The sequence below is a fragment of the Actinoplanes awajinensis subsp. mycoplanecinus genome (assembly GCF_001509495.1).
GTDB lineage: Bacteria > Actinomycetota > Actinomycetes > Mycobacteriales > Micromonosporaceae > Actinoplanes > Actinoplanes palleronii.
On record NZ_LLZH01000345.1, the window covers coordinates 21,083 to 44,642 of the forward strand.

Annotated in this window: 23 protein-coding genes; 7 read left to right on the plus strand and 16 right to left on the minus strand. The window is 71.5% G+C overall.

From position 1 onward, the window contains the following. Positions 1-31 precede the first annotated feature (31 nt). From ADL15_RS49385 to murD, 5 genes are all read right to left on the minus strand, one after another. Positions 32-931: a carbohydrate ABC transporter permease gene (locus ADL15_RS49385; protein ID WP_067708016.1), complete on the minus strand. Its 900-nt coding sequence runs from the start codon at positions 929-931 to the stop codon at positions 32-34. Further along, positions 931-1,920, minus strand: a complete 990-nt coding sequence (locus ADL15_RS49390; RefSeq protein WP_067708019.1) for a carbohydrate ABC transporter permease — start codon at positions 1,918-1,920, stop codon at positions 931-933. The genes ADL15_RS49385 and ADL15_RS49390 overlap by 1 nt, the downstream gene beginning before the upstream one ends. 81 nt (positions 1,921-2,001) lie before the next feature. Further along, the gene (locus ADL15_RS49395) at positions 2,002-3,306 is read right to left on the minus strand and encodes an extracellular solute-binding protein (protein WP_067708025.1); all 1,305 of its coding nucleotides are present in this window, start codon (positions 3,304-3,306) and stop codon (positions 2,002-2,004) included. Positions 3,307-3,355: 49 nt separating this feature from the next. Then, a complete protein-coding gene (locus tag ADL15_RS49400) occupies positions 3,356-4,504 on the minus strand; it encodes a MurR/RpiR family transcriptional regulator (protein WP_067708030.1) in 1,149 nt (382 codons plus the stop codon). A gap of 688 nt (positions 4,505-5,192) precedes the next feature. Further along, complete coding sequence (gene murD, locus ADL15_RS49405; protein WP_067708036.1) at positions 5,193-6,536, minus strand: UDP-N-acetylmuramoyl-L-alanine--D-glutamate ligase; 1,344 nt, start codon at positions 6,534-6,536, stop codon at positions 5,193-5,195. 89 nt (positions 6,537-6,625) lie between these two features. Here murD and ADL15_RS49410 point away from each other — a divergent pair, with 89 nt between their 5' ends. Both ADL15_RS49410 and ADL15_RS49415 read left to right on the plus strand, forming a co-directional pair. Then, a complete protein-coding gene (locus ADL15_RS49410) occupies positions 6,626-7,909 on the plus strand; it encodes a hypothetical protein (protein WP_067708094.1) in 1,284 nt (427 codons plus the stop codon). Between the two features lie 3 nt (positions 7,910-7,912). Beyond that, positions 7,913-8,278 carry a cupin domain-containing protein gene (locus tag ADL15_RS49415; RefSeq protein WP_067708041.1) on the plus strand — a complete coding sequence of 122 codons (366 nt, stop codon included), beginning with the start codon at positions 7,913-7,915 and terminating at the stop codon, positions 8,276-8,278. A 3-nt stretch (positions 8,279-8,281) separates the two neighbouring features. Here the strand turns inward: ADL15_RS49415 and ADL15_RS49420 are convergent, their stop codons facing one another. From ADL15_RS49420 to ADL15_RS49455, 8 genes are all read right to left on the minus strand, one after another. Next, entirely contained in the window at positions 8,282-10,432 is a 2,151-nt protein-coding gene (locus ADL15_RS49420; protein ID WP_232345115.1) for a flavohemoprotein, read from the minus strand. Positions 10,433-10,629: 197 nt separating this feature from the next. Then, positions 10,630-11,163, minus strand: a complete 534-nt coding sequence (locus ADL15_RS49425) for a GNAT family N-acetyltransferase (RefSeq protein ID WP_067708044.1) — start codon at positions 11,161-11,163, stop codon at positions 10,630-10,632. After that, the gene (locus ADL15_RS49430; RefSeq protein WP_198171357.1) at positions 11,153-11,965 is read right to left on the minus strand and encodes a TrmH family RNA methyltransferase; all 813 of its coding nucleotides are present in this window, start codon (positions 11,963-11,965) and stop codon (positions 11,153-11,155) included. Before ADL15_RS49430 ends, ADL15_RS49425 begins: the two co-directional genes overlap by 11 nt. Before the next feature lie 64 nt (positions 11,966-12,029). Next, positions 12,030-12,635, minus strand: coding sequence for a dihydrofolate reductase family protein (locus ADL15_RS49435; RefSeq protein WP_067708046.1), 606 nt, complete (start codon positions 12,633-12,635; stop codon positions 12,030-12,032). Next, positions 12,616-12,816 carry a DUF5708 family protein gene (locus ADL15_RS49440; RefSeq protein WP_067708049.1) on the minus strand — a complete coding sequence of 67 codons (201 nt, stop codon included), beginning with the start codon at positions 12,814-12,816 and terminating at the stop codon, positions 12,616-12,618. The genes ADL15_RS49435 and ADL15_RS49440 overlap by 20 nt, the downstream gene beginning before the upstream one ends. Positions 12,817-12,870: 54 nt before the next feature. Next, positions 12,871-13,548, minus strand: coding sequence for a hypothetical protein (locus tag ADL15_RS49445; protein WP_067708051.1), 678 nt, complete (start codon positions 13,546-13,548; stop codon positions 12,871-12,873). Between the two features lie 167 nt (positions 13,549-13,715). After that, positions 13,716-14,834, minus strand: coding sequence for an SPFH domain-containing protein (locus ADL15_RS49450; RefSeq protein WP_067708054.1), 1,119 nt, complete (start codon positions 14,832-14,834; stop codon positions 13,716-13,718). Positions 14,835-14,883: 49 nt separating this feature from the next. After that, positions 14,884-15,333 carry an NfeD family protein gene (locus ADL15_RS49455; protein ID WP_067708059.1) on the minus strand — a complete coding sequence of 150 codons (450 nt, stop codon included), beginning with the start codon at positions 15,331-15,333 and terminating at the stop codon, positions 14,884-14,886. A gap of 110 nt (positions 15,334-15,443) precedes the next feature. Between ADL15_RS49455 and ADL15_RS49460 the strand changes: the two genes are divergently transcribed. Next, complete coding sequence (locus tag ADL15_RS49460) at positions 15,444-16,754, plus strand: serine hydrolase domain-containing protein (RefSeq protein ID WP_067708062.1); 1,311 nt, start codon at positions 15,444-15,446, stop codon at positions 16,752-16,754. On the opposite strand, the gene ADL15_RS49465 is transcribed toward ADL15_RS49460, so the two are convergent. Next, complete coding sequence (locus tag ADL15_RS49465) at positions 16,751-17,884, minus strand: DMT family transporter (protein WP_232345116.1); 1,134 nt, start codon at positions 17,882-17,884, stop codon at positions 16,751-16,753. The genes ADL15_RS49460 and ADL15_RS49465 overlap by 4 nt on opposite strands. Here ADL15_RS49465 and pdxR point away from each other — a divergent pair. Continuing rightward, the gene (gene pdxR / locus ADL15_RS49470) at positions 17,883-19,406 is read left to right on the plus strand and encodes a MocR-like pyridoxine biosynthesis transcription factor PdxR (RefSeq protein ID WP_232345117.1); all 1,524 of its coding nucleotides are present in this window, start codon (positions 17,883-17,885) and stop codon (positions 19,404-19,406) included. The two genes, ADL15_RS49465 and pdxR, sit on opposite strands and share 2 nt — an antisense overlap. On the opposite strand, the gene ADL15_RS49475 is transcribed toward pdxR, so the two are convergent. Continuing rightward, complete coding sequence (locus ADL15_RS49475) at positions 19,357-20,163, minus strand: DUF3097 domain-containing protein (protein ID WP_067708068.1); 807 nt, start codon at positions 20,161-20,163, stop codon at positions 19,357-19,359. The genes pdxR and ADL15_RS49475 overlap by 50 nt on opposite strands. Before the next feature lie 89 nt (positions 20,164-20,252). Here ADL15_RS49475 and ADL15_RS49480 point away from each other — a divergent pair, with 89 nt between their 5' ends. Together ADL15_RS49480 and ADL15_RS49485 are read left to right on the plus strand one after the other, a co-directional pair. After that, positions 20,253-21,035 (plus strand): hypothetical protein, encoded by a 783-nt coding sequence (locus ADL15_RS49480; RefSeq protein ID WP_067708071.1) that lies wholly within the window; start codon positions 20,253-20,255, stop codon positions 21,033-21,035. Beyond that, positions 21,032-21,526, plus strand: a complete 495-nt coding sequence (locus ADL15_RS49485; RefSeq protein WP_067708074.1) for an NUDIX domain-containing protein — start codon at positions 21,032-21,034, stop codon at positions 21,524-21,526. The genes ADL15_RS49480 and ADL15_RS49485 overlap by 4 nt, the downstream gene beginning before the upstream one ends. Before the next feature lie 21 nt (positions 21,527-21,547). Here the strand turns inward: ADL15_RS49485 and ADL15_RS49490 are convergent, their stop codons facing one another. Continuing rightward, positions 21,548-22,342 (minus strand): hypothetical protein, encoded by a 795-nt coding sequence (locus ADL15_RS49490; RefSeq protein ID WP_157442098.1) that lies wholly within the window; start codon positions 22,340-22,342, stop codon positions 21,548-21,550. A gap of 132 nt (positions 22,343-22,474) precedes the next feature. Between ADL15_RS49490 and ADL15_RS49495 the strand changes: the two genes are divergently transcribed. Further along, positions 22,475-23,188 (plus strand): hypothetical protein, encoded by a 714-nt coding sequence (locus ADL15_RS49495; RefSeq protein ID WP_157442099.1) that lies wholly within the window; start codon positions 22,475-22,477, stop codon positions 23,186-23,188. Positions 23,189-23,560: the final 372 nt, after the last annotated feature.

The following is a 23,560-nucleotide window of genomic DNA, read 5'->3' on the forward strand; positions in this document are numbered from 1 at the left end:
TGTCCTTTCGGGGTGTGACAGGTGGGACGGTTCAGCCCTTGACTGCGCCGGCGGTGAGGCCGGAAGCGATGTTGCGCTGCACTGCCAGGAAGAAGATGACGACGGGGATGGACGTGATGATCGCGCCCGCCATCAGCGGCCCCCAGTAGGTGCCGCGACTGGTCTGGTTCTGCATCAGCCAGGCCATCAGGTTCTGGTGTTCCGGGTCGTTGAGCGTGTTGATGATGATGAACTCGTTCCAGGCCTGGATGAAGCCGTAGACCGAGGTCGCCACCAGACCGGGGCCGGTCAGCGGCAGGATGATCCGCCAGAAGACCTGTCCCCGCGTGCATCCGTCGATCATCGCGGCCTCGTCCAGCTCCCGGGGGATGCCGGCGATGAAACCACGCAGCGTCCACACGGTGTACGGCAGGAGAAGCACCACGTACACCAGGGTCACGCCGACGATGCTGCTACCGGTCAGTTCCGCCTTCTGCAGCATCAGGAAGATCGGGATCAGCAGGGCGATGAAAGGTACCAGCTGAACCGCCAGGACCACCAGGATGATCGCCCGCCGGCCGTAGAACCGGAACCGGGCGACGGCCAGGGCGGCCAGGAAGCCGACCACGAGCGCCGCCAGCACCGCGACCGCGGTGATCACGATGCCGTTGACCAGCGACTGCTTGAACAGCGGGGCGTTGAACGCGGACTTGAAGTTGTCGAGCGTCGGCGCGTCCGGGATGAACGTCGGATCGAAGCTGGACCACTCGGTCTGCGGCTTGAACGACGTGATGAGCACCCAGTAGACCGGGAAGAACATCACGATCGAGAAGATCACCCCGGCCGCGTTCGCCACCAGGTTGCCGGTGCGGGTACGGCCGACGGTCATCGTGCCGTCGGCGGCCGGGTTGGGCTTACGACGCCGGGGCGCCGTGGCGGTAACGACGGCCATCAGTCCACCTCACCGATCTTGAACATCTGACGGATGTACACCGCCATCGCGCCCAGCAGCAGGATCACGGTGAGCACCGCGATCGCCGAGCCGAGACCGTACTTGTTCTGCCCGAACGCCTGCACGTACGAGTACGTGGCGAGCGTCTGGAACTCCGGCTCCGGTTTACCGTCCCGCATCACCCAGTTCTGGGTGAACAGGCCGAAGTTCCAGATCACCGACAGCGTCGTCACGATCACGAGCAGCGGCTTGAGGATCGGCAGGGTGATGTTCCGGAACGACTGCCAGCCGTTGGCGCCGTCGACCGTCGCGGCTTCCATCAGCTCCTTCGGGACCTGGGTCAGACCGGCGTTCAGGGTGATCGCCAGGAACGGGATGCCGGCCCACACCACGCAGGAGGTGATCACGATCCAGCCCTGTGTCGGCGTGTAGAACCAGGAGTGGTTCTGGAACTCGACCCCCGGCAGCTTGTCGATCAGGTAGTTCAGCACGCCGACGTCGGAGTCGGTCATCATCTTGAAGACCTGCGCCTGCACCAGCGCCGGCAGCGCCCAGACGAACATCATCGCAATGATCATGGCCATCCGCACGACCCGGCCGACCCGGCGCATCAGCAGCGCCACGCCCAGGCCCAGCAGCACCGTCAGGACCACCGACGCCGCGGTGAAGAGGACCGTACGCTGCACGACCGACCAGAAGGCGCTGTCGGACAGCACGGCGGTGTAGTTGTCGAAACCGACCCACTTCGGCGTGGCGCCGGTCCACAGCTCCTTGAGCTCGAACTTCTGGAACGACAGTACGAGCATCCGGCCGACCGGGTAGGCCAGCAGGATCGCCAGGAGCAGCAGCGCCGGGCCGGAGAGCACCCACGGGAGGACGACGTCATCGCCCTTGCCGCGCCGCTTGCGCCGGCGGGGCGCCGGCTTGTTGGCGCCGGGTCCGACGGGCGCGCGGTGCGCGGGGGTCGTCGGGGAGTCGACGGCGTACATCAGCTTTCCTCTCTCACCGGATTACGTGCGGTGTGGTGTGCCGCCCGCCCGTCTCGCGACGGGCGGGCGGCGCGACCCGGATCAGCCGTTGAGCGTCTTGGCGATCTGCTCGTCAGCCGCCGTGGTGGCGTCCGCGAGCGACTTCTTGCCGGTCAGGATGTCCGACAGCATGTTCTGCAGGATGTTGGCCTTCTCCACGTCGGCCCACTTGCCGGAGGCCGGCACGGCCCAGCTGTTCTTGGCCGCCTCGGCGCCGACCGCGAGCTTCGGGTTGTCGGAGGCCGCGGCGTCCAGCAGCGCGGTGGCGTTCGGCAGCGCGCTCGCCTTGACCAGGCCCTTCATCGAGGTGCTGTCGGTGAAGTACTTGATCCACTGAGCGGCCAGGTCGGCGTTCTTGCTCTTCAGCGGGACACCGACGTTGGAGCCACCGAGCAGCGACGGGATGCCCGGCATCGGCGCGGCGGCCAGCTTGCCCTTGACCTTGGTGGGGACCAGCGCGGAGGCCGGGTCGTTCGGGTCCTTGCGGACCTCCTCGGCCGAACCCTGCTCCCAGCCGTTGCCGTAGAAGGCGCCGGCGTTGCCCTGGCTGAACACCAGGTACTGGTCGGACTCGTCCTTGGTGACGTCCGCCTTCGAGTACTTCTTGACCAGGTCGACCCACTTCTGCAGACCGGCCTGCGACTCCGGCGAGGAGAGCGCGCCGGCCCACTTGTCGCCGTCCTTCTTGGCGATGTCGCCGCCGTTGGCCTTGACCCACGACATCGCGGCGTACCAGTAGCGGCCCGGCATGTAGATCGCGCCGAACTTCGAGTCCTTGTTACCGGCCGCGACCTTGTCGGCGTCCGCGAGGAACTCGTCGTAGGTCTTCGGCGCGGTGGTGACACCGGCCTTCTCGAACAGGTCCTTGCGGTAGATCAGGACCCGGGCACCCGCGTAGTAGGGCACGCAGTAGGTCTTGCCGTCCGCCTCGCAGGCGCCGGAGAGACCCGGGAGCCAGGTGTCCGAGTTCTCGAAGGACTTCTTGTCCAGCTCGCCGAACGCGCCGGCGTCGACGTACTTCGGGAACTGGGTGTTGCCGAGCTCCACCACGTCCGGCACGTCGGTGCCGGCCAGGGAGGCGTCCAGCTTGGTGAGCACGTTCGCCCACTGCTGGTACTCGACCGTGACGTTGGCGCCGGTGGCCGTGGTGAACCGCTTGCTGGCGTCGTCGACGACGTCCTTCCAGCCGCTCTGGGCGTCGACCATGAGCCAGACCTTGATGGTCTTGCCCTTGCCGTCGACCGCGCCGTTGGCCGAGGTGCTGCTGTCGTCGCTGTTGCCACCACACGCGGCGGTACCGACCAGCGTCGCAGCGAGCGCCGCGGCGACCGCGAACTTGCGCTTCACTTTTCCTCCACAAGGGGTTTTTTCACTAAGGGGTGGGTGATGGTGCTGTTCAGGCGTCTTTCACCGCTTTGTGACCGTGCACCGCTTGAGCGGTGCGCTGGAAAGCGGCGTGCGAGCGTTCATGCGTCCGCTGCGCGACGGCGACGTAGAGAAGATCGAGGACCACCAGCTGCGGATGCCGTGCGGACAGCGCGTCCGGCCGGAAGGTGGTCGCCTGGGTGGCGGTGAGCAGGACGATGTCGGCGAGCTCGGCCAGCGGGGAACGGGGAAAACTGGTGAGCGCGATGGTGGTGGCGCCCCGGCTGCTCGCCTCCGCGAGCAGCTCGATCGTCTCGCCGGTCTCGCCACTGTGCGAGATACCGAGTGCGACGTCGCCGGACCTCGACAGAGCGGCGCTGGCCAGACCGTTGTGCACGTCGGTCCAGGCCCACACCGGGATGCCGATGCGGTGCAAACTGAACTGCATCTCCTCCCCGACCAGCGCGCTTCCGCTGGCGCCGAAGATGTTCACCCGCGGAGCGGCGGCGATCGCCACCGCGGCCCGCTCCACCTCGGCCAGGTCCAGCAGCGAGGCGGTGTCGTGCATGGCCCTGGTGTCGGCGGCCATGATCTGGCCGAGCACGCGTGCCAGGGGGTCGTTGGGCTGGATCTCCCGGCCGATGTCCACCGTCCAGCCGGCCGACCGGGCGCGCCCGGTCTCGGCGGCGATGCCCAGCCGGAGATCCGCGTAGCCGTCGAAGCCGAGCGCCCGGCAGAACCGGGTCACGGTGGCCGGCGAGGTCCCGCTGCGCTCGGCGAGCTCGACGATGGTGGCCCGGGAGGCCGCCGCGGGGTCGGCGAGGACCTGCTCGGCGACGCGCTGCAGGGCGCCGGTGAACTCCGGCAGCAGCGTCCGCACCCGGACCAGGACACCGTCGGAAGGCGGGTGGTCCCGATCGCTGTTCGCAAATTTTTCGGTACGGGCGGATTCGGTACGTCCGTTGACGGCGCGGGGACGGGGCTCGCCGCGGACCCAGAGGCCCTGCTCGAGCCGATCGTGTGACGCGGAGTCACTCCCGATCGGGTCGCTCCCCCCGGGGAAGACGCTGTCGCTCCCGCTCGGAGCAGCGAAGTCGCTCCCACCCGGGGCAGCCTGGTCGCGAACCAGCGAGTGGGCGACCGCGGTCGACGCGGTGCCGTCCATCTCCGGCTCAGCCATCGGACACCCTTTCAGGAAGGACTGTTTACTGTCGCGGTAAAAGTTCTTACTAATCGCCCCCTTGTGTCAAGACTGTGGGCGAAGTTTTCAAACCGTTACCTGACCTGGGCTAATGAACTGATGTTTCGTCGGGGTCGGATGACAGCCATCGATCCGGAAATAACCCTTACGATGTGTCCGCCATCACATGACCGTGTAACGCCCGTTTTGGGATAGCCCTTTCGGCGGCCCGAGCAGGGACGATCGGTTGCTGGCACATCGTCCGATCGGGCGGTTACCGTCACACCACGAAACCTGCCCGTTACGCACGAAACAAGATCAAAAAAATTCTCGGGCCGACCGGGGCGGGTGCCGGCGCACCGCTCCGCCGCAGCACCGGGCCTCTCCGGCCACAGCCGCCCACCCCCGTGCCGCCCGGCCACCCGCCCCGCCGCACGTCCCGATCCCGCTGAGCGGGACACGGCCCGGCTGGCGCCGGCGGCTGCCTCAACGCCGCCGAGACAACCGTGAGCACCAGCCGGGCCTGCAGCCGGCTCGCGACCCCCGGCTGGTGCTGGCGGCTCCCTCAAAAGCCGTGAGACGACCGTGAGCACCAGCCGGGCGGACCTGGCGGGTGCTCACGGTGTTTTGGGGGGAAAGGCCCGGAGGCTCGGCCTCAGCGGGCCGCAGCCCGCCCTCGGCCTCGCGGCTACTTCCCCGTGGCGTGGATCGCCTCGATGAACGCTTCGGAGCGGTGTTCGAAGTTACGGAAGCGGCCGTAGCTCGGCGCGGCCGGTGACAGCAGCACCACGCCGCCCGCCGGGGTGACCTCGCGGGCCAGCCGGACCGCGTCGGCGAGATCCTCGGACGTGATCGTGGTGACCTTCGGGAGGCCGGCCAGCTCGGCCAGGATCCGCGGGCCGCTGTCCGGCATGCCGATCACGGTGAGTTCGCGGGAGGCGAGGAATTCTCGTAACGGAGCGTAGTCAAGGCCCCGGTCGGTGCCGCCGACCAACACGGTGAGTGCACGGTTCTCGTAGGCCTCGACGGCGTGCATCGTGGCGTACGGCGACGTCGACAGGGTGTCGTCGACGAACGTGAGACCGGACGGGTCCTCGATCTCGGTGAGCCGGTGCGGCAGCCCCTCGAAGGACCGGACCGCCGCGGCCAGCTCGGTGCGCAGCCCGACCACGTCGACGCCCATGCCGTCCAGGACGGCCAGCGCGACGCACAGGTTCCGCTCGTTGTGGCCGCCCTTGAGCCGCAGCGCGGCCCGCTCGAACAGCGGCTCGTCGCTGCAGAAGACCACGCCGTCGGTGACCCGGAAACGGGAGTCCTCGGCGGCGACCGGCACCGGCGGGAACCCGTTGCGGTCGTGGACGGTGCGGATCTCGTCGCGCAGGCGCTCGTCGGTGCCGTTCACGACGATCAGTTCCGGTCCGTACTGCAGGAGGTTCAGCTTGTCGCGGTAGTACTCGCGCTCGCCGCCGTGCGCGTCCAGGTGCTCCGGGAAGAGCGAGGTGACCACCGCGACCCGGGGCGAGTCGGTCAGGTCGGCGCACTGGTAGCTGGACAGCTCCAGCACGTACAGCTCGGCGGGCGGCAGGTCGAGCAGCGGGACGCCGATGTTGCCGCCGTACGCGTTGGGCTTCCCGACCGCCGCCAGCAGGTGGCTGATCAGGCTGGACGTGGTGCTCTTGCCCTTGCTGCCGGTGACGCCGACGGTCTGCTCGGCGTGGTCGGCCATCCAGAGGGCGCTGCCGCCGGTGACCGTGACGCCGCGGGACCGCAGCTCGGCCATGAACGGGTGGGTGGACGGCACACCGGGCGAGCGCACCACGACGTCCGCGCTGGCCAGTGCCGCGAAGGCGTGCTCGCCGCCGGCCAGTGGGGCGAGCGTGCCGTCCCAGGGGTCGTCGAGGTAGCCGGCGCCGTCGTTCACCGCGATCAGCCGGGACGGGGCGTGCGCGGCGATCGCGGTCACCGCGGCTCGTCCCTCGCGGCCGGTTCCCCAGACCGCCACCGATCGGTCACGCAGGTCTGCCAGGCGCACGGTCGTCTCCCCAAGTCGTTTTTTCGCGGGACCGAACTAATATTGCCCGTCGGCCCAAAGACAGGAGCTTCCGGGTGCAGTTCGACGTCATGCGCTTCCCCTCGTACGCGTTCGACCCGACGACGGGGATCGCCACGTTCGATTACCTGCTCGACGGGCCGGAGCCGCTGCGGTTCACCGAGACGATCACCCTTCCGGTGCCGGCCGAGGGTCACGACCTCGAGACCCTGCACCGGGTGCTCGAGCTGCTGCACGTGGTCGCCGGGGTGAGCTACTACAAGGTCGGCGCACCGCCGCGGGTGCTCGCGCCGCTGCCGGTGGCCCCCGAGGTGGCCGCCTGGTTCACCCGGATCTACACCGACGGCCTGGCCGAGTACGCGTACCGCAACCAGCTCCCGCACGTGCTGGAGCTGACCGTCGAGACGCCGGGCGTGCTCGCGCCGGCCGCGCCGGTCGAGGTCACCGGACGGCCGCTCTCCGCGGTCGGCGGCGGCAAGGACTCCATCGTCACGCTGGAGATCCTCCGCGCGGCCGGGCTCGACCCGGTGCCGTTCTCGGTCAACCCGAACCCGGTGATCGTGAACGTGAACGCCGCCTCCGGCCTGACCGCCCTGGCCGCCCGCCGCAAGCTCGACCCGCTGCTGTTCGAGCTGAACAAGGCCGGCGCGCTGAACGGCCACATCCCGGTCACCGCGATCAACTCGCTGATCGCGGTCGCCACCGCGGTCTGGCACGGGCTGGGCCCGGTGGTCATGTCGAACGAGCGGTCCGCCTCCGACCCGAACCTGGTCTGGAACGGTCACGAGGTCAACCACCAGTGGTCCAAGGGCGTGCTCGCCGAGGGGCTGCTGCGGTCCGCCGTCGCGGCGCACACCGGCCTCGTCGACCCGTATTTCTCGCTGCTGCGCACGCTCTCCGAGCTGCACATCGCGCAGCTGTTCGCCGGTCACACTGCGTACGATGATGTTGTGACAAGCTGTAACAAGGCTTTCAAGCTGCACGACCCCACGGCGCGCTGGTGCGGTGACTGCCCGAAGTGCCGGTTCGTCTTCCTGGCGATGGCCCCGCACATGTCCCGCGAGCGGCTCGCGCACATCTTCGGGCACGACCTGTTCGCCGCCGAGGCACAGGTGCCGGGCTTCCTGGAGCTGCTCGGCGTCGACGGGCACAAGCCGTTCGAGTGTGTCGGCGAGGCCGAGGAGTGCCTGGTGGCGCTGTCGATGCTGACCGATGACGCGCCGGTGCTGGTCGCCCTGCGCGCCGCCGTGCCGGCGTCGGCCTGGGACACCGTCTCGCACAGCAACGTGTTCACGCCGGGCGGGCCGCACCACGTTCCCCCGTCGTACCAAAAGATCTTGAACGATGCCCTCTGAACGATGGACCTGATCTATACGGGGAACGCCGACCCGGACGCGCTCGCCGAGCGGGGCTGGCTGCTGGGCCACTTCAAACCCGAGGGCGACCCGCGGCACAGCGCGGACGTCGAGATCAAGTGGGGGCGGCACCCGGCCGGCGACCGGCGGGCCGAGTGGGTCCGCGGTGAGCAGCGGACCGCGCTGCTCGTGCTGATCAGCGGCTGCTTCCACATGGAGTTCCCGGAGCGCACCGTGGTCCTCGCCGAGCAGGGCGACTACGTGGTGTGGGGGCACGGGGTCGACCACTCCTGGTATGCGCCCGAGGAGACCGTCGTGCTCACCGTCCGCTGGCCGTCGATCGCGGGCTATGCGGTAGGCGCCCGGTAAAGATCACTCCGGGATGTCGTGGTGGATCCGCCGCGGTGACACGCCCAGCTCGCGCAGCGCGATCGTGGTGGCCACCAGCATCAGCGGCGGCCCGGCCAGGTAGACCTCGTCCCGGCTCCACTCGCCGTAGGCCGCCACCGCGTCGGTGACCAGCCCGAACGGGTACGGCCCGGGATCGCCCTCGGAGACCACCGGGATGACGGTGGCCCGGGGCGCCTGCCGGGCGATCGTCACCAGGTCGTCGATGTCGTAGAGCTCGTCGAGGGTCCGCACGCCCCAGAACAGCACCGCGGGGCGCGGATCCTGGGTCGCGGCCAGCTGGGCGAGCATCGCCTTCATCGGCGCCACCCCGGTGTCCCCGGCGATCATCAGCATGCCGCGGCCCGGTTCGGCGGGCAGGCCCATCCCGCCCTCGGCGCGGCTGACCCGGATCCGGTCACCGACCCGGGTGTGGTGCACCAGCGTGCCGCTCACCCCGGCCTCGGTCTTGGCCCGCACGTGCAGCTCGATCACGTCGTCCCGGTGCGGGGCGCCGGCCAGCGAATACGGCCGCCAGACCCCGGGCACGCCGTCGAGGGCGACCCGGGCGAACTGCCCCGGCCGGTACGGCAGCGGCAGGAACGGGCGGAGCCGCACCACGGCGAGATCGTCGCGGCGCAGCTCGTGGCCGATCACCTCGGTGTCCCAGATCGTCGGCTGGTAGGTGATCAGGGTGCCGCCGTGCACGATCCACTCGTAGACGTGCTGCCACGTCCAGCGCCAGGCCTGGTCGAAGTCCTGCCGCCAGTTGCCCGGTGTCATACCGGCCCGCATCGCCTCGGCGAGCGCCGCGCCGACCAGCTGCAGCTGGTTCCACTGCAGGCCGCACTCGGCCAGCGCCGCGCCCAGCTGCGCACACCCGGCCACCACCGCGGGCGGATCGTCGAGCCGGTGCACCAGCCAGGTGATCGCCCGGGCGAGCTGGTCGCGCTGCGAGGCCGGGGTGCCGGGCAGCACGGTCAGCAGGTCCGGCTGGGCCTGCAGCAGCGCGGTCCACAGCCGGTCGGCCACCTCGGCCACCCCGCCGGCGAAGGTCAGACTCGTGCTGAGCAGCCGCTGCGTGTCGCGCAACGCCATCATGTCGCCCGGGTCCATGCCGTCCGCCGGGCCGGTGTGCCTGGTGGTCCGGGGGGAGACGTGCGCCGCGTACTCGGCGGGGGTCACCGAGGGGAACTCGGTGCCGGTAGGGCCGATCGAGCGCGGCGGCGCTATACCGGGGATCGCGGTGACCGGCGCCGCTGGTCCGGCCGGGTTGATCCCGGTGATGGGATTAACCCGATTCATCGGTACGCCGTAATCGCGCCCGATCCCGCCCCGCTCCGGCGGCCCGGCGGTTCCCGCCCGTGCCGGGTCTCCGGGCCGCGCCGGGTCTCCTGGCCGTGCGGAATTCGCCGGCTGGCCGGCGGTGGCCGGGTGGCCGGGTGATCCCGGCTGCGGGGTGGCGCCTGGTCGCCGGTCGCCGGCGTCCATCCCGGCGCGGCCCAGTGCCGCGCCCTGGTCACCGCGCCAGAGCAGCTCCGAGCCGGCGCCGGGACGCACTCCGCCACCTCGCCCGGTCCCGCCCCGGCCGGTCCCGCCCGAGCCGGTCGCGCCGGTCGCGCCGGTGCCGGGCTGCTCGGGGCGGGTGACCGGGCCGCCCTTCTGCACGTTCTGCCAGAACGCCCGGCCGCGCTGGGCCTCCGCACTCGACGCCGCGCGGCCCGCCGCACCGGCGCCGCCGCCGCCCGCCCTTCCGACCCCGGGTGATCCGGCCGGGGTGGCGGGCTCACTCGGACCGTCGCTCTCCGCACCGCGGCCCGCAGCCGCATCGTCTTCCGAAGCGTCTCCCGAAGCCGGACCTCGGCCTGCGGCCGCGCCCTCGCCGGGCGCCGGGACCGGTCCGACGGAGCCGGAGCGCAGGACGGGATATCCGGTGCCCGGCGGGAAACCGCCGACGGGCGAGCCGGTCGCCCGGGGCGGGGTTTCCGGGGTGGCACGCGGCTCCGGCTCGGCGTCCTGCGGCTCAGGCCCGGGTTTCGCACGCCCGCCGGACATCTCGGACAGCGCGGCGGCCGCGTCGGCGGCACCGGCGGCGGCCGCGTCGGGAGCGCTCTGGCGAAGCCGGATGGCGCGCAACAGGGCGAGCAGATGCGGATCTGATCCCGGACCAGACGACAACCGACACCCCCCGAGAAGCAACAGCAGAACCGGCCCCGGCACCCATCTTCCCGCACGGATCGCCCATCGACACCCACTCGGCAAGCATCGGCACGTCCCGGCCTGCGGTTCCGCCCGTTCCGGCACCGAAACCACCACGGGCGCTCGCCGCGGCCCTAGAGAGCGGTCAGCCGGTACACCACCGACGGGCGCAGCGGGCCCGGCGGGGCGGTCAGGTCGTCGAAGTCGGCGGCCGGGTCGTAGGTCATCCCGAGCCGGTCCATCACCGCGCGGGACCGGGCGTTCCCGGTCACCGTGATCGCCAGGATCTCGGGCAGGCCCAGCTCGTGGAAGCCGTATTCGAGTACGGCCCGGGCCGCCTCGGTCGCGTACCCGTGGCCCCACGCCGTCGCCGCCAGCCGCCAGCCGGCCTCGACGCCGGTCACCGGCGCCTCCTCGTCGACCGGATCGAGCCCGGCCATGCCGATGAACTCGCCGGTCGCGGTCACCTCGAGTGCCCACCACCCCCAGCCGCGCGCCTCCAGGTCACTGCGGAACGCGTCGAGCGACGCCGCGGCCTGCTCGGCGGTGAGCACCTCGGGGAAGAACTCCCGGACCCGCGGATCGGCGTTCATCGCCACCCAGCCGGCCAGATCGTCATCGGTCCACTGCCGCAGCCGGAGCCGCTCGGTGACCAGCTCAGATGTCATCGTCGTCCCGTCCCAGTTCCCAGAACGCGACGGCGGCCGCCGCCGCGACGTTGAGCGAGTCCACGTTGCGCCGCATCGGAATCTTCACCGGTACGTCACTCGCGGCCATCGCGTGCCGGGACAGCCCCGGCCCCTCCGCGCCGAGCAGCAGGGCGGTCCGGCGCCGCTGCTCCGGCGCCAGGCGCTGCAACGGCACCGCCTCCGGGTCCGGGGTCAGCGCGAGCACGGTGAACCCGGCCTCCCGCACCCGGCCCAGCGCATCCGGCCACGGCTCCAGCCGGGCGTACGGCACGGCGAACACCTCGCCCATGCTCACCCGGACGGCGCGCCGGTAGAGCGGGTCGGCGCAGGTCGGCGACAGCAGCACGGCGTCGATGCCGAGCGCGGCAGCGCCCCGGAACACCGCACCGATGTTGGTGTGGTTGTTGACGTCCTCCAGGATCGCGACCCGGCGGGCGGTGGCCAGCACCTCGTCGGCGCTGCGCAGTTCCTCGCGGTGGAACGAGGCCAGTACGCCCCGGTGCACGTGGAATCCGGTGGCGCGTTCCAGCACGTCGGGGGTGGCCGCGTAGATCGGGGCGCCGTCCGGCACGTCGTCGAGCTGGGCGACCCGCTTGACGTCGATCAGGTACGACCGCGGGCGGTACCCGGCACGCAGCGCCCGCCGCAGCACCAGCTCCCCCTCGGCGATGAACAGTCCGTTCGGCGGCTCCCACTTGATGCGCAGCTCGAGGTCGGTCAGCGCGCGATAGTCGCCGAGCCGCTCGTCGTCCGGGTCGGTGATCAGTTGAACGTCGGGCACACCACCAAGTCGACCAGACGGCCACCGTGCACAGCTCGGGCGGGGTGCCCCTCCGGAAAGACGATCACTCGACCAGGTAAGTCAGGTGGGTGGCGTGTGCTGACGGCCGTACCAAAATCTGGCGAAGCCGCGGCGAAGGCCGCGACCCACCAGGCGGCCCGGCGGCGAACAGCGGGGTTCCCGCGCCCAGCAGCACCGGTGAGAGATGCAACCGCAGCTCGTGGACCAGCCCGGCCTCCAGCGCCCCTCGGATGATCTCGGCGCCACCCATGATCACCACGTCCCGTTCCTCGGCGATCGCGGCGCCCGCGGCCACCGCGTTCGCCAGCCCGTCCACCACGAACGTGATCCGGTCGGCCAGCCGCACGTGCTCCGGCGGGTTGCGGGTGACGACGAGGACCGGTGGCTCGGCGGCCCGATCCGCGCCGTAGCCCATCTTGTCGTTCCACCCGTGCGGGCCGTCGATGATGTCGAACAGCCGGCGCCCCATGATCACCGCGCCGGTGGCGGCGACCGTGCCGTCCAGCACGTCACTGTCCACCGCGTCGGGCCGCAGCGCCCAGGTGTGCAGCCCCTCACCACCGTCGCCGAGCCCGTTGTCCGGGCCCGGGTGCGGTCCGGTGACGAAGCCGTCGAGCGACATCGAGATGTCAGCGATCACCCGTGCCATGTGCGTCTCCCCTCGAAATTCCGGAGTACAACCCGTAACAGATCTCGAGGGCGCCGACCACCATCAGCACCACGCCGACCTTGGTCAGGGTGAAGACCGGGATCTCGACGTCACCGGCGAACAGCCACAGCAGCAGACCCACCACGAACGTCGCCGACCCGGCCAGGATTTTCGCTGTCATGCCCTCGAACGTATCGACCGGGCCGAGAGCGGCGCTTCCGACCAAAGTAGGGGGTCAGGAACGCGGGACCAGCCGGCCGCCGGTCCACGCCAGGCCCATCCCGGCCGCCAGCATCAGCAGCGCACCGACCGTCGGCAGCGGCTTCACCGCGTGCGACCCCGCACCCAGGGCGACGGCGGCGAGCATCAGCAGCACGCCGTCGGCCGGGTTGACCAGCTTGGAGCGGAACACCGCCCAGCCGAGCAGCAGCACCCCGGTCCCGGTGAACGCGCAGGCCGCCTCGATCAGGGTGTGCACCTGGCCGGGAGCCATCGCGAAAGCCTCACCGGCGATCTCCTCGGGCAGCACGGCGAGCGGCACCAGCAGGGTGGCCCCGGCCAGGGTGACCAGCAGGCCGGTCAGCGCGATCCGCCGGGTGCGCGACCCGGCGAGCAGCCCGGCGAGGGCGATCAGCGAGACGGCGGCCAGCCAGGCGGCCAGCAGGCCGACCGGGAGCGGGCCGGGCGGGACGTTCACGCCCACGGTGAACCAGCCGTAGAGCACGGCCGCGGCCGGCAGCGCCCAGAGGGCCAGCCGGGCGAACCGCCGGACCGACCAGATCCAGACGGCGTCGCGTACCGGAAGCAGATAGTGGTCCGCCGGTGAGTCGGCGGTCGGGGTCGCGGCGCCGACCCAGGCCGGGGCGACCCGCAACGGCCGGCCGCTCGCGGTCTGACGATGGCTGATGCTCATGGCTCCGCCTCGCTCGCAGGGGCAACACACCGAGCGGCCGAGGAACCGGTCGGGAATCCGAGACGAAGCATGCCAAATCAGCAGGAACTTGTGAGGGACATCTCAGGAAATGCCCAGAAATGCCGGACGGCAGGCCCGATAGCAGGCCTGCCGTCCGAAAAACGATGTCACGCGCGGGACTGGTTGACCCCGTCGTAGTCGGCTCCGCCGATCGCCTCGGTCGGCGGCTCGACGTCCGGGGCCACCGGCAGCGCGGCGGTACCGGTGGCGCCGCTGGTGACCTGCGCCTCGGCCTCACGCACCTCGGCGGTCACCCGCTGGGCCTCGACGGCCGCGGCCCGGGCCGCCTCCGCCGCCTCGCGCTCGACCGCGGCCGCGTCGACAGTCGTCGTCGGGAGGTCGCCGACCATGTTCGCCAGGCCACCGAGCGCGCCGCCCATGCCCTCGAGGGCCTTGGTCAGCTCGGTCGGCACGATCCACACCTTGTTGGCGGTGCCGTTCGCGATCTGCGGCAGGGCCTGGAGGTACTGGTAGGCCAGCACCTTCTGCGACGGGTTCGCCTCGTGGATCGCGTTGAAGACCGTACGAATGGCCTTGGCCTGGCCCTCGGCCTGCAGGATCCGGGACTGCCGGTCACCGTCGGCGCGGAGCACCGCGGCCTGCTTCTCACCCTCGGCGGTGAGGATCTGCGCGGCCTTGTGGCCCTCGGCGTTCAGGATCGTCGCGCGACGCTCCCGCTCGGCGCGCATCTGCTTCTCCATCGAGTCGCGGATGCTCGGCGGCGGCTCGATCGCCTTGATCTCGACGCGGGTGACCTTGATGCCCCACCGGCCGGTGGTCTCGTCCAGCACGCTGGAGAGGTGCTTGTTGATCTGGTCGCGGCTGGTCAGCGCGCGCTCCAGGTCCAGCGAGCCGATCACGTTACGCAGGGTGGTGACGGTGAGCTGTTCGATCGCCTGGAGGAAGTTGGAGATCTCGTAGGTGGCGCGCACCGGGTCGACGACCTTGAAGTACAGCACCGTGTCGATCGAGACGACCAGGTTGTCCGAGGTGATCACGGGCTGCGGCGGGAAGGAGACCACCTGCTCCCGCATGTCGACCTTGCTGCGCACCGCGTCGACGAACGGGACCAGCAGGTTCAGTCCGGGGCTCAGGGTCCGCTTGTACCGGCCCAGCCGCTCGACGACGTCCATCCGCTGCTGCGGGACGATCCGGATGGATCGGATGATGGTGGTCACCGCGAAGATCGCGATGACTATGACCAGGATGGCGATGACAGCTTCCATGGCGCCTCTCTAAAAAACGCAAAACCCTTTTTGTGTACGAATAGGGGAATCAGACGTCCGGCAGGTCGTCGTGCCAGACCAGCGCGGTAGCACCACGGATCTTGACCACCCGGACCCGATCACCGGCCGGGAAGCTCTCCTTGCCGTCGAACGACCGGGCCTGCCAGATCTCGCCGTCGATCCGGATCTGGCCGTGGTCGGCGTCGACGTCCTCGAGCACGGTGCCGTGCTGGCCCTCCATCGCCTCGATGCCGAACGGCGTGTCACCGGTCTCCAGCGCCGAACGCGCGTGCCGCATGATCACCGGCCGGATCGCGGCCACCGAGAGGCCGGAGACCAGCGCGAACACGATGACTTGAAGAAGCAGATTGGCGCCGAGAGCGGCAGCCAGCGCCGCCGCCGCGGCACCCGCCGCGAAGAAGATGATCAAAATGGTCGCGGTGAAGGCTTCGCCGATCGCGAGAGCGATGGCGAGAACGATCCAGAGTACGGCTTCCACAACCACGATCGTGTCACGTCCGCGCACTCCCGGCGATGCCACGGTCTCGCGTAGCCGAACCGCCCCCGGGCAGTTAGACCTGTCAGTCGCACAGCAGGAGGACCCCCACCGTGACACTGCTTCCGGAGACCACCCGGCGGATCGACGAGATCGCCGCCCGGGCACAGTCCGCCGGCCGGGTGCCGTCGCTCGCCCTGGCCGTGGTCCGGGACCGGGCGGTGCTGCACTTCGCCGGCGCCGGGGAGAACCCGCCGCCCGACCCGAAGACCCAGTACCGGATCGGTTCGATCACCAAGACGATCACCGCGACGCTGGTCATGCAGCTGCGTGACGAGGGCTTCTTCGCCCTCGACGACCTGCTCTACCGGCACCTGCCGGGCACCCCGATCGGCGGGGTGACGCTGCGCCAGCTGCTCGGGCACGTCTCCGGCCTGCAGCGCGAGCCGGACGGCCCGTGGTGGGAGCGCCGGGCCGGCGGTGACGTGAACCAGCTGCTGGCCGGGCTGACCTACGAGAAGCTGACCGGGCCGCCGTTCCGCCGCTACCGCTACTCGAACCTGGCCTACGGCCTGCTCGGCGCGGTGCTCACCAGGGTCACCGGGCAGAGCTGGACCGAACTGGCGACCAAGCGGGTGCTGGAGCCGCTGGGCATGAAGCGGACCAGCTATCACCCGATGGAGCCGTTCGCCCGCGGCTACGTGGTGCACTCGCTGGGCGGCGCGCTGCACGAGGAGCCACGCCCGGACAGCGGCGCGATGGCGCCGGCCGGGCAGCTCTGGTCCACGGTCACCGACCTGGCCAAGTGGGCCGGTTTCCTGGCCGATCCGGCGCCGGCCGTGCTGTCCCGGGAGACCGTCGACGAGATGTGCAGCCCGGTGACCATCGACGACCTGGAGTCGTGGACCTCCGGGCACGGCCTGGGCCCGCAGCTGTTCCGGGTCGGCGAGCGCGTCTACGTCGGCCACGCCGGCTCGATGCCGGGCTACGTCGCCCACCTCGCGGTCCACCGCCGCAGCCGCACCGGCGTGGTGGTGTTCGCCAACGCCTACGGCCTGGCCGGCGACGAGCGGATCAAGGGCCTCAGCCTGCGCACGCTCACCACCGTCCTGGACAGCGAGCCGGCCGCCCCGGTCACCGCCTGGCAGCCGCCGGCCCAGCCGCTGGGCGAGGCCGCCGAGATCTGCGGCCGCTGGTGGTGGATGGGCCGCGAATACGACATCACCCCGGAAGGCGACGGCCTCGTGATGACCAGGATCGGTCACCGGACCCGCTTCCGCCGCGAGGCACCGGACCGCTGGCGCGGCACCGAGGGCGACGACGAGGGCGAGGTGCTGACCGTCCTCCGAGCCGCGGACGGCACCACCACCAAGATCGAAATCGCGACGTTCGTCTACAGCCGAGATCCCCGCGACCTCGCTTAATTCCTTTTCCGGTACGCAAACCGACCGCCCCGCCGCAGGCCACGAGCCACGCCCCGGGCCGGTCCCGCGCGACGCCCGCACCACTCCGGACCGCCCCGCGCCCCGCGCGGTGCGCAGCGAAACGCAAGACCGCTCCCCAGCTTGCGTGGGGAGTTTCGGCGCGCAGCGCACCACAACTTCACACACACGTTGGCACTTCGGCTTGCGTGGGGAGTTTCGGCGCGCAGCGCACCACAACACACACACGTTGGCACTTCGGCTTGCGTGGGGAGTTCGGGCTGGGTGGTCAGGCCCAGGGCCAGGCCGGCGGTGACGGTGGTGATGCCGAGCCAGACCAGGGGTTGCGGGGGTGGGGCGCCCAGGGCCATTCCGGTCAGCGCGGCCGAGATCGGTGCGACGCCGGTCAGCAGCCCGGCGCGGCCGGCCCCGATCCGGGTGACGCAGGTGTACCAGAGCAGGAACGCGACAGCGGTCACCGCGACCGCGAGATACGCGCCGGCCAGCACGTCGTCGAGGCGCAGCCGGGTGACCGCGGCCGGGCCCTCGACGACCAGGCCGAGCACCCCGAACAGCCCGGTGGCGATCCCGGTCGTGTGCACCGAGACCCCGAGCGGGCCGTGCCGGCCGAGCACCGGCACGGCGAGCAGGGTGAACAGCGCCTCACAGACGAACGTCACCACGGCCCAGAACACCCCGGTCGCGTCGGTACGGCCGAGGCCCTCGACCAGGATCGCGCCGAGGGTGACCACGGCCGCGGCGAGCAGCACCCGCGGCGCCGGCCCGCGACCCTCGAGCATCGGGCCACCGGCGGCGAGCAGGATCGGCACGCAGGCGACCGCGACGCCGAGGACCGCCGGTTCGGCGTGCTGAGAGCCGTGCACCAGGGCGATGTTGAAGAACAGCAGGCCGGCCACGGTCACCCCGAGCAGCCAGAGCCGTTCGGCGCCGCGCGGGCGGTGCAGCGGCGTGCGGGTCCAGCGGGCCCAGGCGAGCAGCAGCAGGCAGGCCACCGCGTACCGGAGAGCCTGGACGGTGAGGTTCGGCGCGTCCGCGAGGTGACCGGAGACCGCGACGCTGCCGCCGACGAAAACCATGCCGGCCGTGCCGGCGAGGATCGATGACACCTTCATGCGCCTCATGCTCCCGGCGGGTATGGTCCGTTTCGAGGACCAATCCCGGGGCGATGTGGAGGACCAATTGCGACCCGAGGGCGGATCGGACTTCCTGCAGCTGCGCGCGGCGGACGCACCGGGCAAGGGGCTGACCGGCTGGCTCACCGACGGGCTGCGCGGCGCGATCACGGCCGGGCGTCTCGCGCCCGGCGCCCGGCTGCCGGCCACCCGGCTGCTCGCCGCCGAGCTCGGCGTCTCCCGGGGCGTGGTGGTGCAGGCCTACCAGCGGCTGGCCGACGAGGGGCTGGCCGGGGCCCGGACCGGGTCGGGCACCGTGGTGACCCGGGACGCCGCGGTCGCCCCACGGCCACCCGCCGACCGCCGGCGCACCCTGCACGAGCTGCGGCTGCCACTCTCCACCCCGGACGGCATCGACCTCAACCTGTCCCCCGGCGTGCCGGACCTGTCCGCGTTCCCCCGGGCCGCGTGGCTGCGTGCGGAACGCGCGGTGCTGGACCGGGTCACGGCGGCCGACCTCGGGTACGGCGACCCGGGTGGCATTCCGCGGCTGAGGGCCGAGCTGGTCGCCTGGCTCCGTCGTACCCGCGGAGTTGTGGCCGAAGCGGACGACGTCCTGGTGTGCGGCGGCGTCGCGCAAGGTCTCGCCCTCCTGGCGCAGATCCGCACCGCCGCAGGCGAGGACGTGTGGGCGGTCGAGGATCCCGGCTCGCGCGGCGCCCGTGACCAGATGGCGCACTGGGGTGTCCGCCCGGAACCGATCCCGATCGACGAGAACGGCCTGCTGGTCGCGCCGCTCCGGGCGAGCGGCCGGTCCACCGTGCTGCTCACCCCGGCGCACCAGTTCCCGACCGGCGTGGTGCTGGGGCCGGACCGCCGCCGCGAGCTGCTCGACTGGGCCGGCGCCGGCGAGCACCTGGTGATCGAGGACGACTACGACGCCGAGCACCGGTACGACCGCGCCCCGGTCGCCGCCCTGCAGGGCTCCGCGCCGGAACGGGTCGCCTACCTGGGCAGCGTCTCCAAGTCCCTGGCGCCGGGGATGCGGCTGGGCTGGCTGATCGCGCCCCGCCGGATGCAGGCCACCCTGCTCGCCGCGAAGCACGCGAGCGACCTGGGCTGCTCCGCGCTCCCCCAGCTGGTGCTCGCCGAGCTGCTGGCCTCCGGCGACTACGAACGGCACCTGCGCTCGGTGCGGACCCGGCAGCGGGCCCGCCGGGACGCGCTGCTCGCCGGGTTGCGCGCGCACCTGCCGCAGGCCCGGGTCCGCGGCGTGGCGGCCGGGCTGCACCTGCTGGTCGAGCTGCCGGACGGCGACGACGTGGCACTCGCCGAGCGGATCCGGGATGCCGGGGTGCTGGTCCATCCACTCAGCTGGCACCGCCTGCTGCCCGGACCGCCCGGCCTGGTCCTGGGCTACGCCGCGCACCCACCGGACCGCCTCACCGAGGCCGCCGCCCGGATCGGGGCTCTTATTCCGGCAGCACCGTCACATGGTCGATCAAGCGTTCCATCGAGTTGATCAGCGGGGTCTCGACGTCCTTGTAGCTGTTCACCGAGGACAGGATGCGGCGCCACATGTCGGCCGGCTGGCGCACCCCGATCGCCGCGCAGACGCCCTCCTTCCACGGCCGGCCCGGCGGGATGACCGGCCACTTGCTCAGGCCCACCCGCTGGGGCTTCACGGCCTGCCACACGTCAACGTACGGATGCCCGGTGATCAGCACGTCCGGGTGGTCGACGGCGGCCACGATCCGGCTCTCCTTCGAGCCCGGCACCAGGTGGTCGACGAGCACGCCGAGCCGCCGCTGCGGACCGGGCCGGAACGCGCGGACCGCCGCGGCCAGGTCGTCGATGCCGTCCAGCGGCTCCACCACCACACCCTCGATCCGCAGGTCGTCGCCCCAGATCCGCTCGACCAGCGCGGCGTCGTGGATGCCCTCCACCCAGATCCGGCTGGCCTTGGCCACCCGGGCGGTCACCCCGGCGACCGCGACCGAACCCGAAGCGGTGATCTTTCGCTGCTCCGGCGCCGCCTGACCGGCCGGGCGGCGCAGCGTGACCGGCTTCCCGTCGAGCAGGAACGCGGCCGGGGCGAGCGGGAAGTTGCGGCGCTTGCCGTGCCGGTCCTCGAGCACCACCGCGCCGAACTCGAACCCGATCACCGCGCCGCAGAAGCCCGAGTCGGCGTCCTCGACCACCAGGTCCGGCTCGGCGTCCACCTCCGGAATCACCTTGCGGCGCCGCCAATTGCCGGAAAGCACGTCCTCCCCATACATGAATCGCACGGTAACCCGTCCGTCCGGACACGCCGGGCTGACGCTCCGAGTCGAGACAAGGTCTTGGGATGGCACGTACCCTTGCTCGCATGTCACCCGCAGCAGATGCGGCCACCCGCACCGCCCGCCGGTCCACCCGATTCGTGGCCTGGGTGCGGGCCTGGCGCGCCGGACTGGTTCCGTTCGACGACCTGGCCGACGAGATCGCCGCCGACGAGGAGCACCTCGTCGCCGACGCACCCGGCACCTGGACCGACGTGCCGCTCGGCCAGGGCCTGCCGATCTTCGCGAAGCTGCATCCGGACGACATCCGGCTGGTCCTCCCGGTGCCCGGCGACCCGCGTGGCCTGCCCGGCCCGGGCCCGCTGACCGGCGCCGCGCTGCTGGCCGGCGAGGCGCTGATCACCCCCGAGTTCGGTGTGGTGCCCGAGGTGCGGCGGCACACGTCCGGCTCCGGAGTGGAGTTCGAGACCGTGGTCTGGCGGGTGCTGCCGGCCCCCGAGCACCGCCCGGGCTTCCAGATCGGCGCGGCCGAGGCCGAGGCCGAGCTGACCGCGACGCTCGGCGAAGTCACCGCCAGGCTCGCCAAACTGGACGTGGCGCAGTGGAAACCCGAGCTGGCCGGCGCGTTGCAGGCGCTGCGCCGCCCGGAGAGCACGGCCACCCTGCCACCCGGCTTCGACCCGCGCTCGCGGCGGTTGTTCGCCCGGGCCAGCGTGCTCGACCAGGTGCTCGCGCTCGCCGAGACGAACGCGCCGGGTGGCGCGATCAACGGCTACGAGGCGCAGCAGCGTGACGAGGCGTTGCGGCCACTGACCGCGGCGTGCCGGCAGGCGCTGGTCGCCGCGTGCAACGCCCCGCTGCACGCGTGACGCCCGACCGGCACGCGCACTGCACGTTCTGCGGCGCGCGGTTCATCCCCGATCAGCCCTGGCCGCGGCGGTGCGCGGCGTGCGGCGAGACGACGTACCGGAATCCGACCCCGGTCGCGGTCGCCCTGCAGCCGATCGGTTCCGGTCTGCTGGTGGTGCGGCGCGGCATCGCCCCGGCGGAGGGCACGCTCGCCCTGCCGGGCGGCTTCATCGAGGTGGGCGAGACGTGGCAGGCCGCTGCGACGCGCGAGCTGGGCGAGGAGACCGGGCTTAAAGCAGACCCTTTAGAGGTACGACTGTTCGACACACACAGCGCCCCGGATGGCACGCTGCTCGTTTTCGGACTGCTGCCGCCGGCTGCTGACCTGCCCACGGCGCCCGCGGGTGGCGAGACCCTGGGGCTCGAGGTGCTCACCGGGCCGGCCGAGCTGGGTTTCAGCCTGCACACCCAGGTGGCCAACCGGTGGTTCGCCGAGGCCGGCCAGGACTGAACCCGGCCGGCCGGGTGGCCGTCAGCTGTTCGGGGCGTCCCAGGCGGTGGCCTTGATCGCCAGAGCGCCGTCCTTCGCGACACCGGTGACCGTGAGGCTCACCAGCCGCCGGGGCACCCCGGCCTTCTGCGCCGCGCTGCTCGACGTGGTCAGGCAGTACACCTGTCCCTGCCGGACCGGCAGGCGACCCTCTTTGGCGAGGGGCTTGAGCACGATCTGGCTCACGCAGTCACCCGGGTCGAACGCCTCCGAGTCGTACGCGGTCCCCTCCACCCCGGCCTGCAGGCTGAGGTACGGGGTGTTCCCCGCATTGCAGAAGTTGTAGTAGCTCAGCTCGGACACCGCCGGATCGACCTGCACCTTCGGGTCGTCCAGATCGATGTAGACGGAGCTGTTGCAGTCGGACGGTACTACCAGGTTCTTCTCCAGGTACTTCTGCGTGAACAGGGTCGTCGCGCTCAGCGGCGGAGTCGACCCGTCCGGGACCGCCGCTGTCGTCGTCGCCCCGGCCGGCTCGGCCGGGCCGGTGGTGGCCGGCGCCGCCGTCGGATCGGCCGGCGGCGCGGTGGTCGGCGCAGCGGCGGCCGACGCCTGTTTCGCGGCCAGCTCGTCCACCTTGTCGGCGGCCTCCGAGGCCACGGTGCCGGCGTGCCACGCGAGTGCGGCGGCGCCCGCCGCGAGCAGCACGGCGACCAGTGCCAGGAACGTGGCGAACCCCGCGCCCTTCCGGGGTGCCTTGGCCGGCGGAACGACCGTCGTCGGATCCTGCGGGAACGGGTTGTCGTGGCTCACGCTCACCGAATCCTCTGTGATCAATAACCGAAGGTAACCGGCACCATAGCCGTCCACTGTCCTCGATGCACCTGTCGACTATCCGTCACCTGGTGGACACTGATCGATGTAAGGTGACGCCTCCGAACCGGCGACTACCCCGCAGGCGGCAGAACGTTGAGCACGATCCCTCCCTCTCTCAGCGATGCGTCCCGGCACAGCCCGGCGGGCAAGCGCAAGAAACGTGACCTGGTCGCCCTGTCGTCGATGGTGGCCGGTGTCCTCAGTGCCGTCGTGGCCGTCGCGGCCTGGCAGTGGCCGAAATCCCCGGCACCGGACCCGGCACCCGCACCGACCGCCGGCGCAGCGACCACCGCCGGGGGCGCCACGACCGCCGCTCCGGCGACCACGACCGGCGGGGCCGCACCGGCCACGGCTGCCGGTCCCACGGCTGTCTACCTGGACACCCTCACCGTCGAGGCGGGGAAGGCGAACCTGGTCGCGGTGCCCCGGGCGATCCGCGACAAGCCGGAGTTCGCCGACCACCCGATCGCCGTCTCCTGCCCCTCGAACCAGCCCGGGGATCAGGCCCGCGACGTCACCTGGCGGCTCGGTGGCCACTATCTGGACTTCCGGGCCGAGGTGCGGCCCTACTACCCGGCCGGCACCGACACGGGCGGGGCGACCTACGTGTTCGCGGTGGCCGGCACCCGGCAGAAGGACGGCACGCTCTCCACCACCGAGGCCGGACGCCAGCAGACCGCCTCGGTGACCAGCCCGAAGCCGCTGACCGGCGCGGTCGAGGGCGTGGAACAGCTGACGATCCGAGTCCAGTGCGGCAACCCGAAAGGCGTCGTCGTCCTCACCGCCGCCACCGTCACCCCGTCCTAGCCCCGCCGCCGCGGCGCGCTCCCGGCCCGCGGCTGGTCCTCAGGGGTGCCTCCGGCCCTTCGAGACACCCCTGAGGACCAGCCGCAGCAAGCTCGTCCTGAGGTGGTCACCGCGGCTGGTATCCGGACCGGCGGCACCAGCCGCGCCGCTTGCCCATTTTGATCTCGGCGGGGGTCTGCGGCCTTGCCCGAGGTGTTCGGGTGGGGCGTCGTTGCGGGCCGGGATGGTCGGTCGCTCAGTGGCGCTTCGACGGGTCGGAGTAGGTGATCGATGCCGGCGGGGCCGCACCGGCCACGGCTGCCGGTCCCACGGCTGTCTACCTGGACACCCTCACCGTCGAGGCGGGGAAGGCGAACCTGGTCGCGGTGCCCC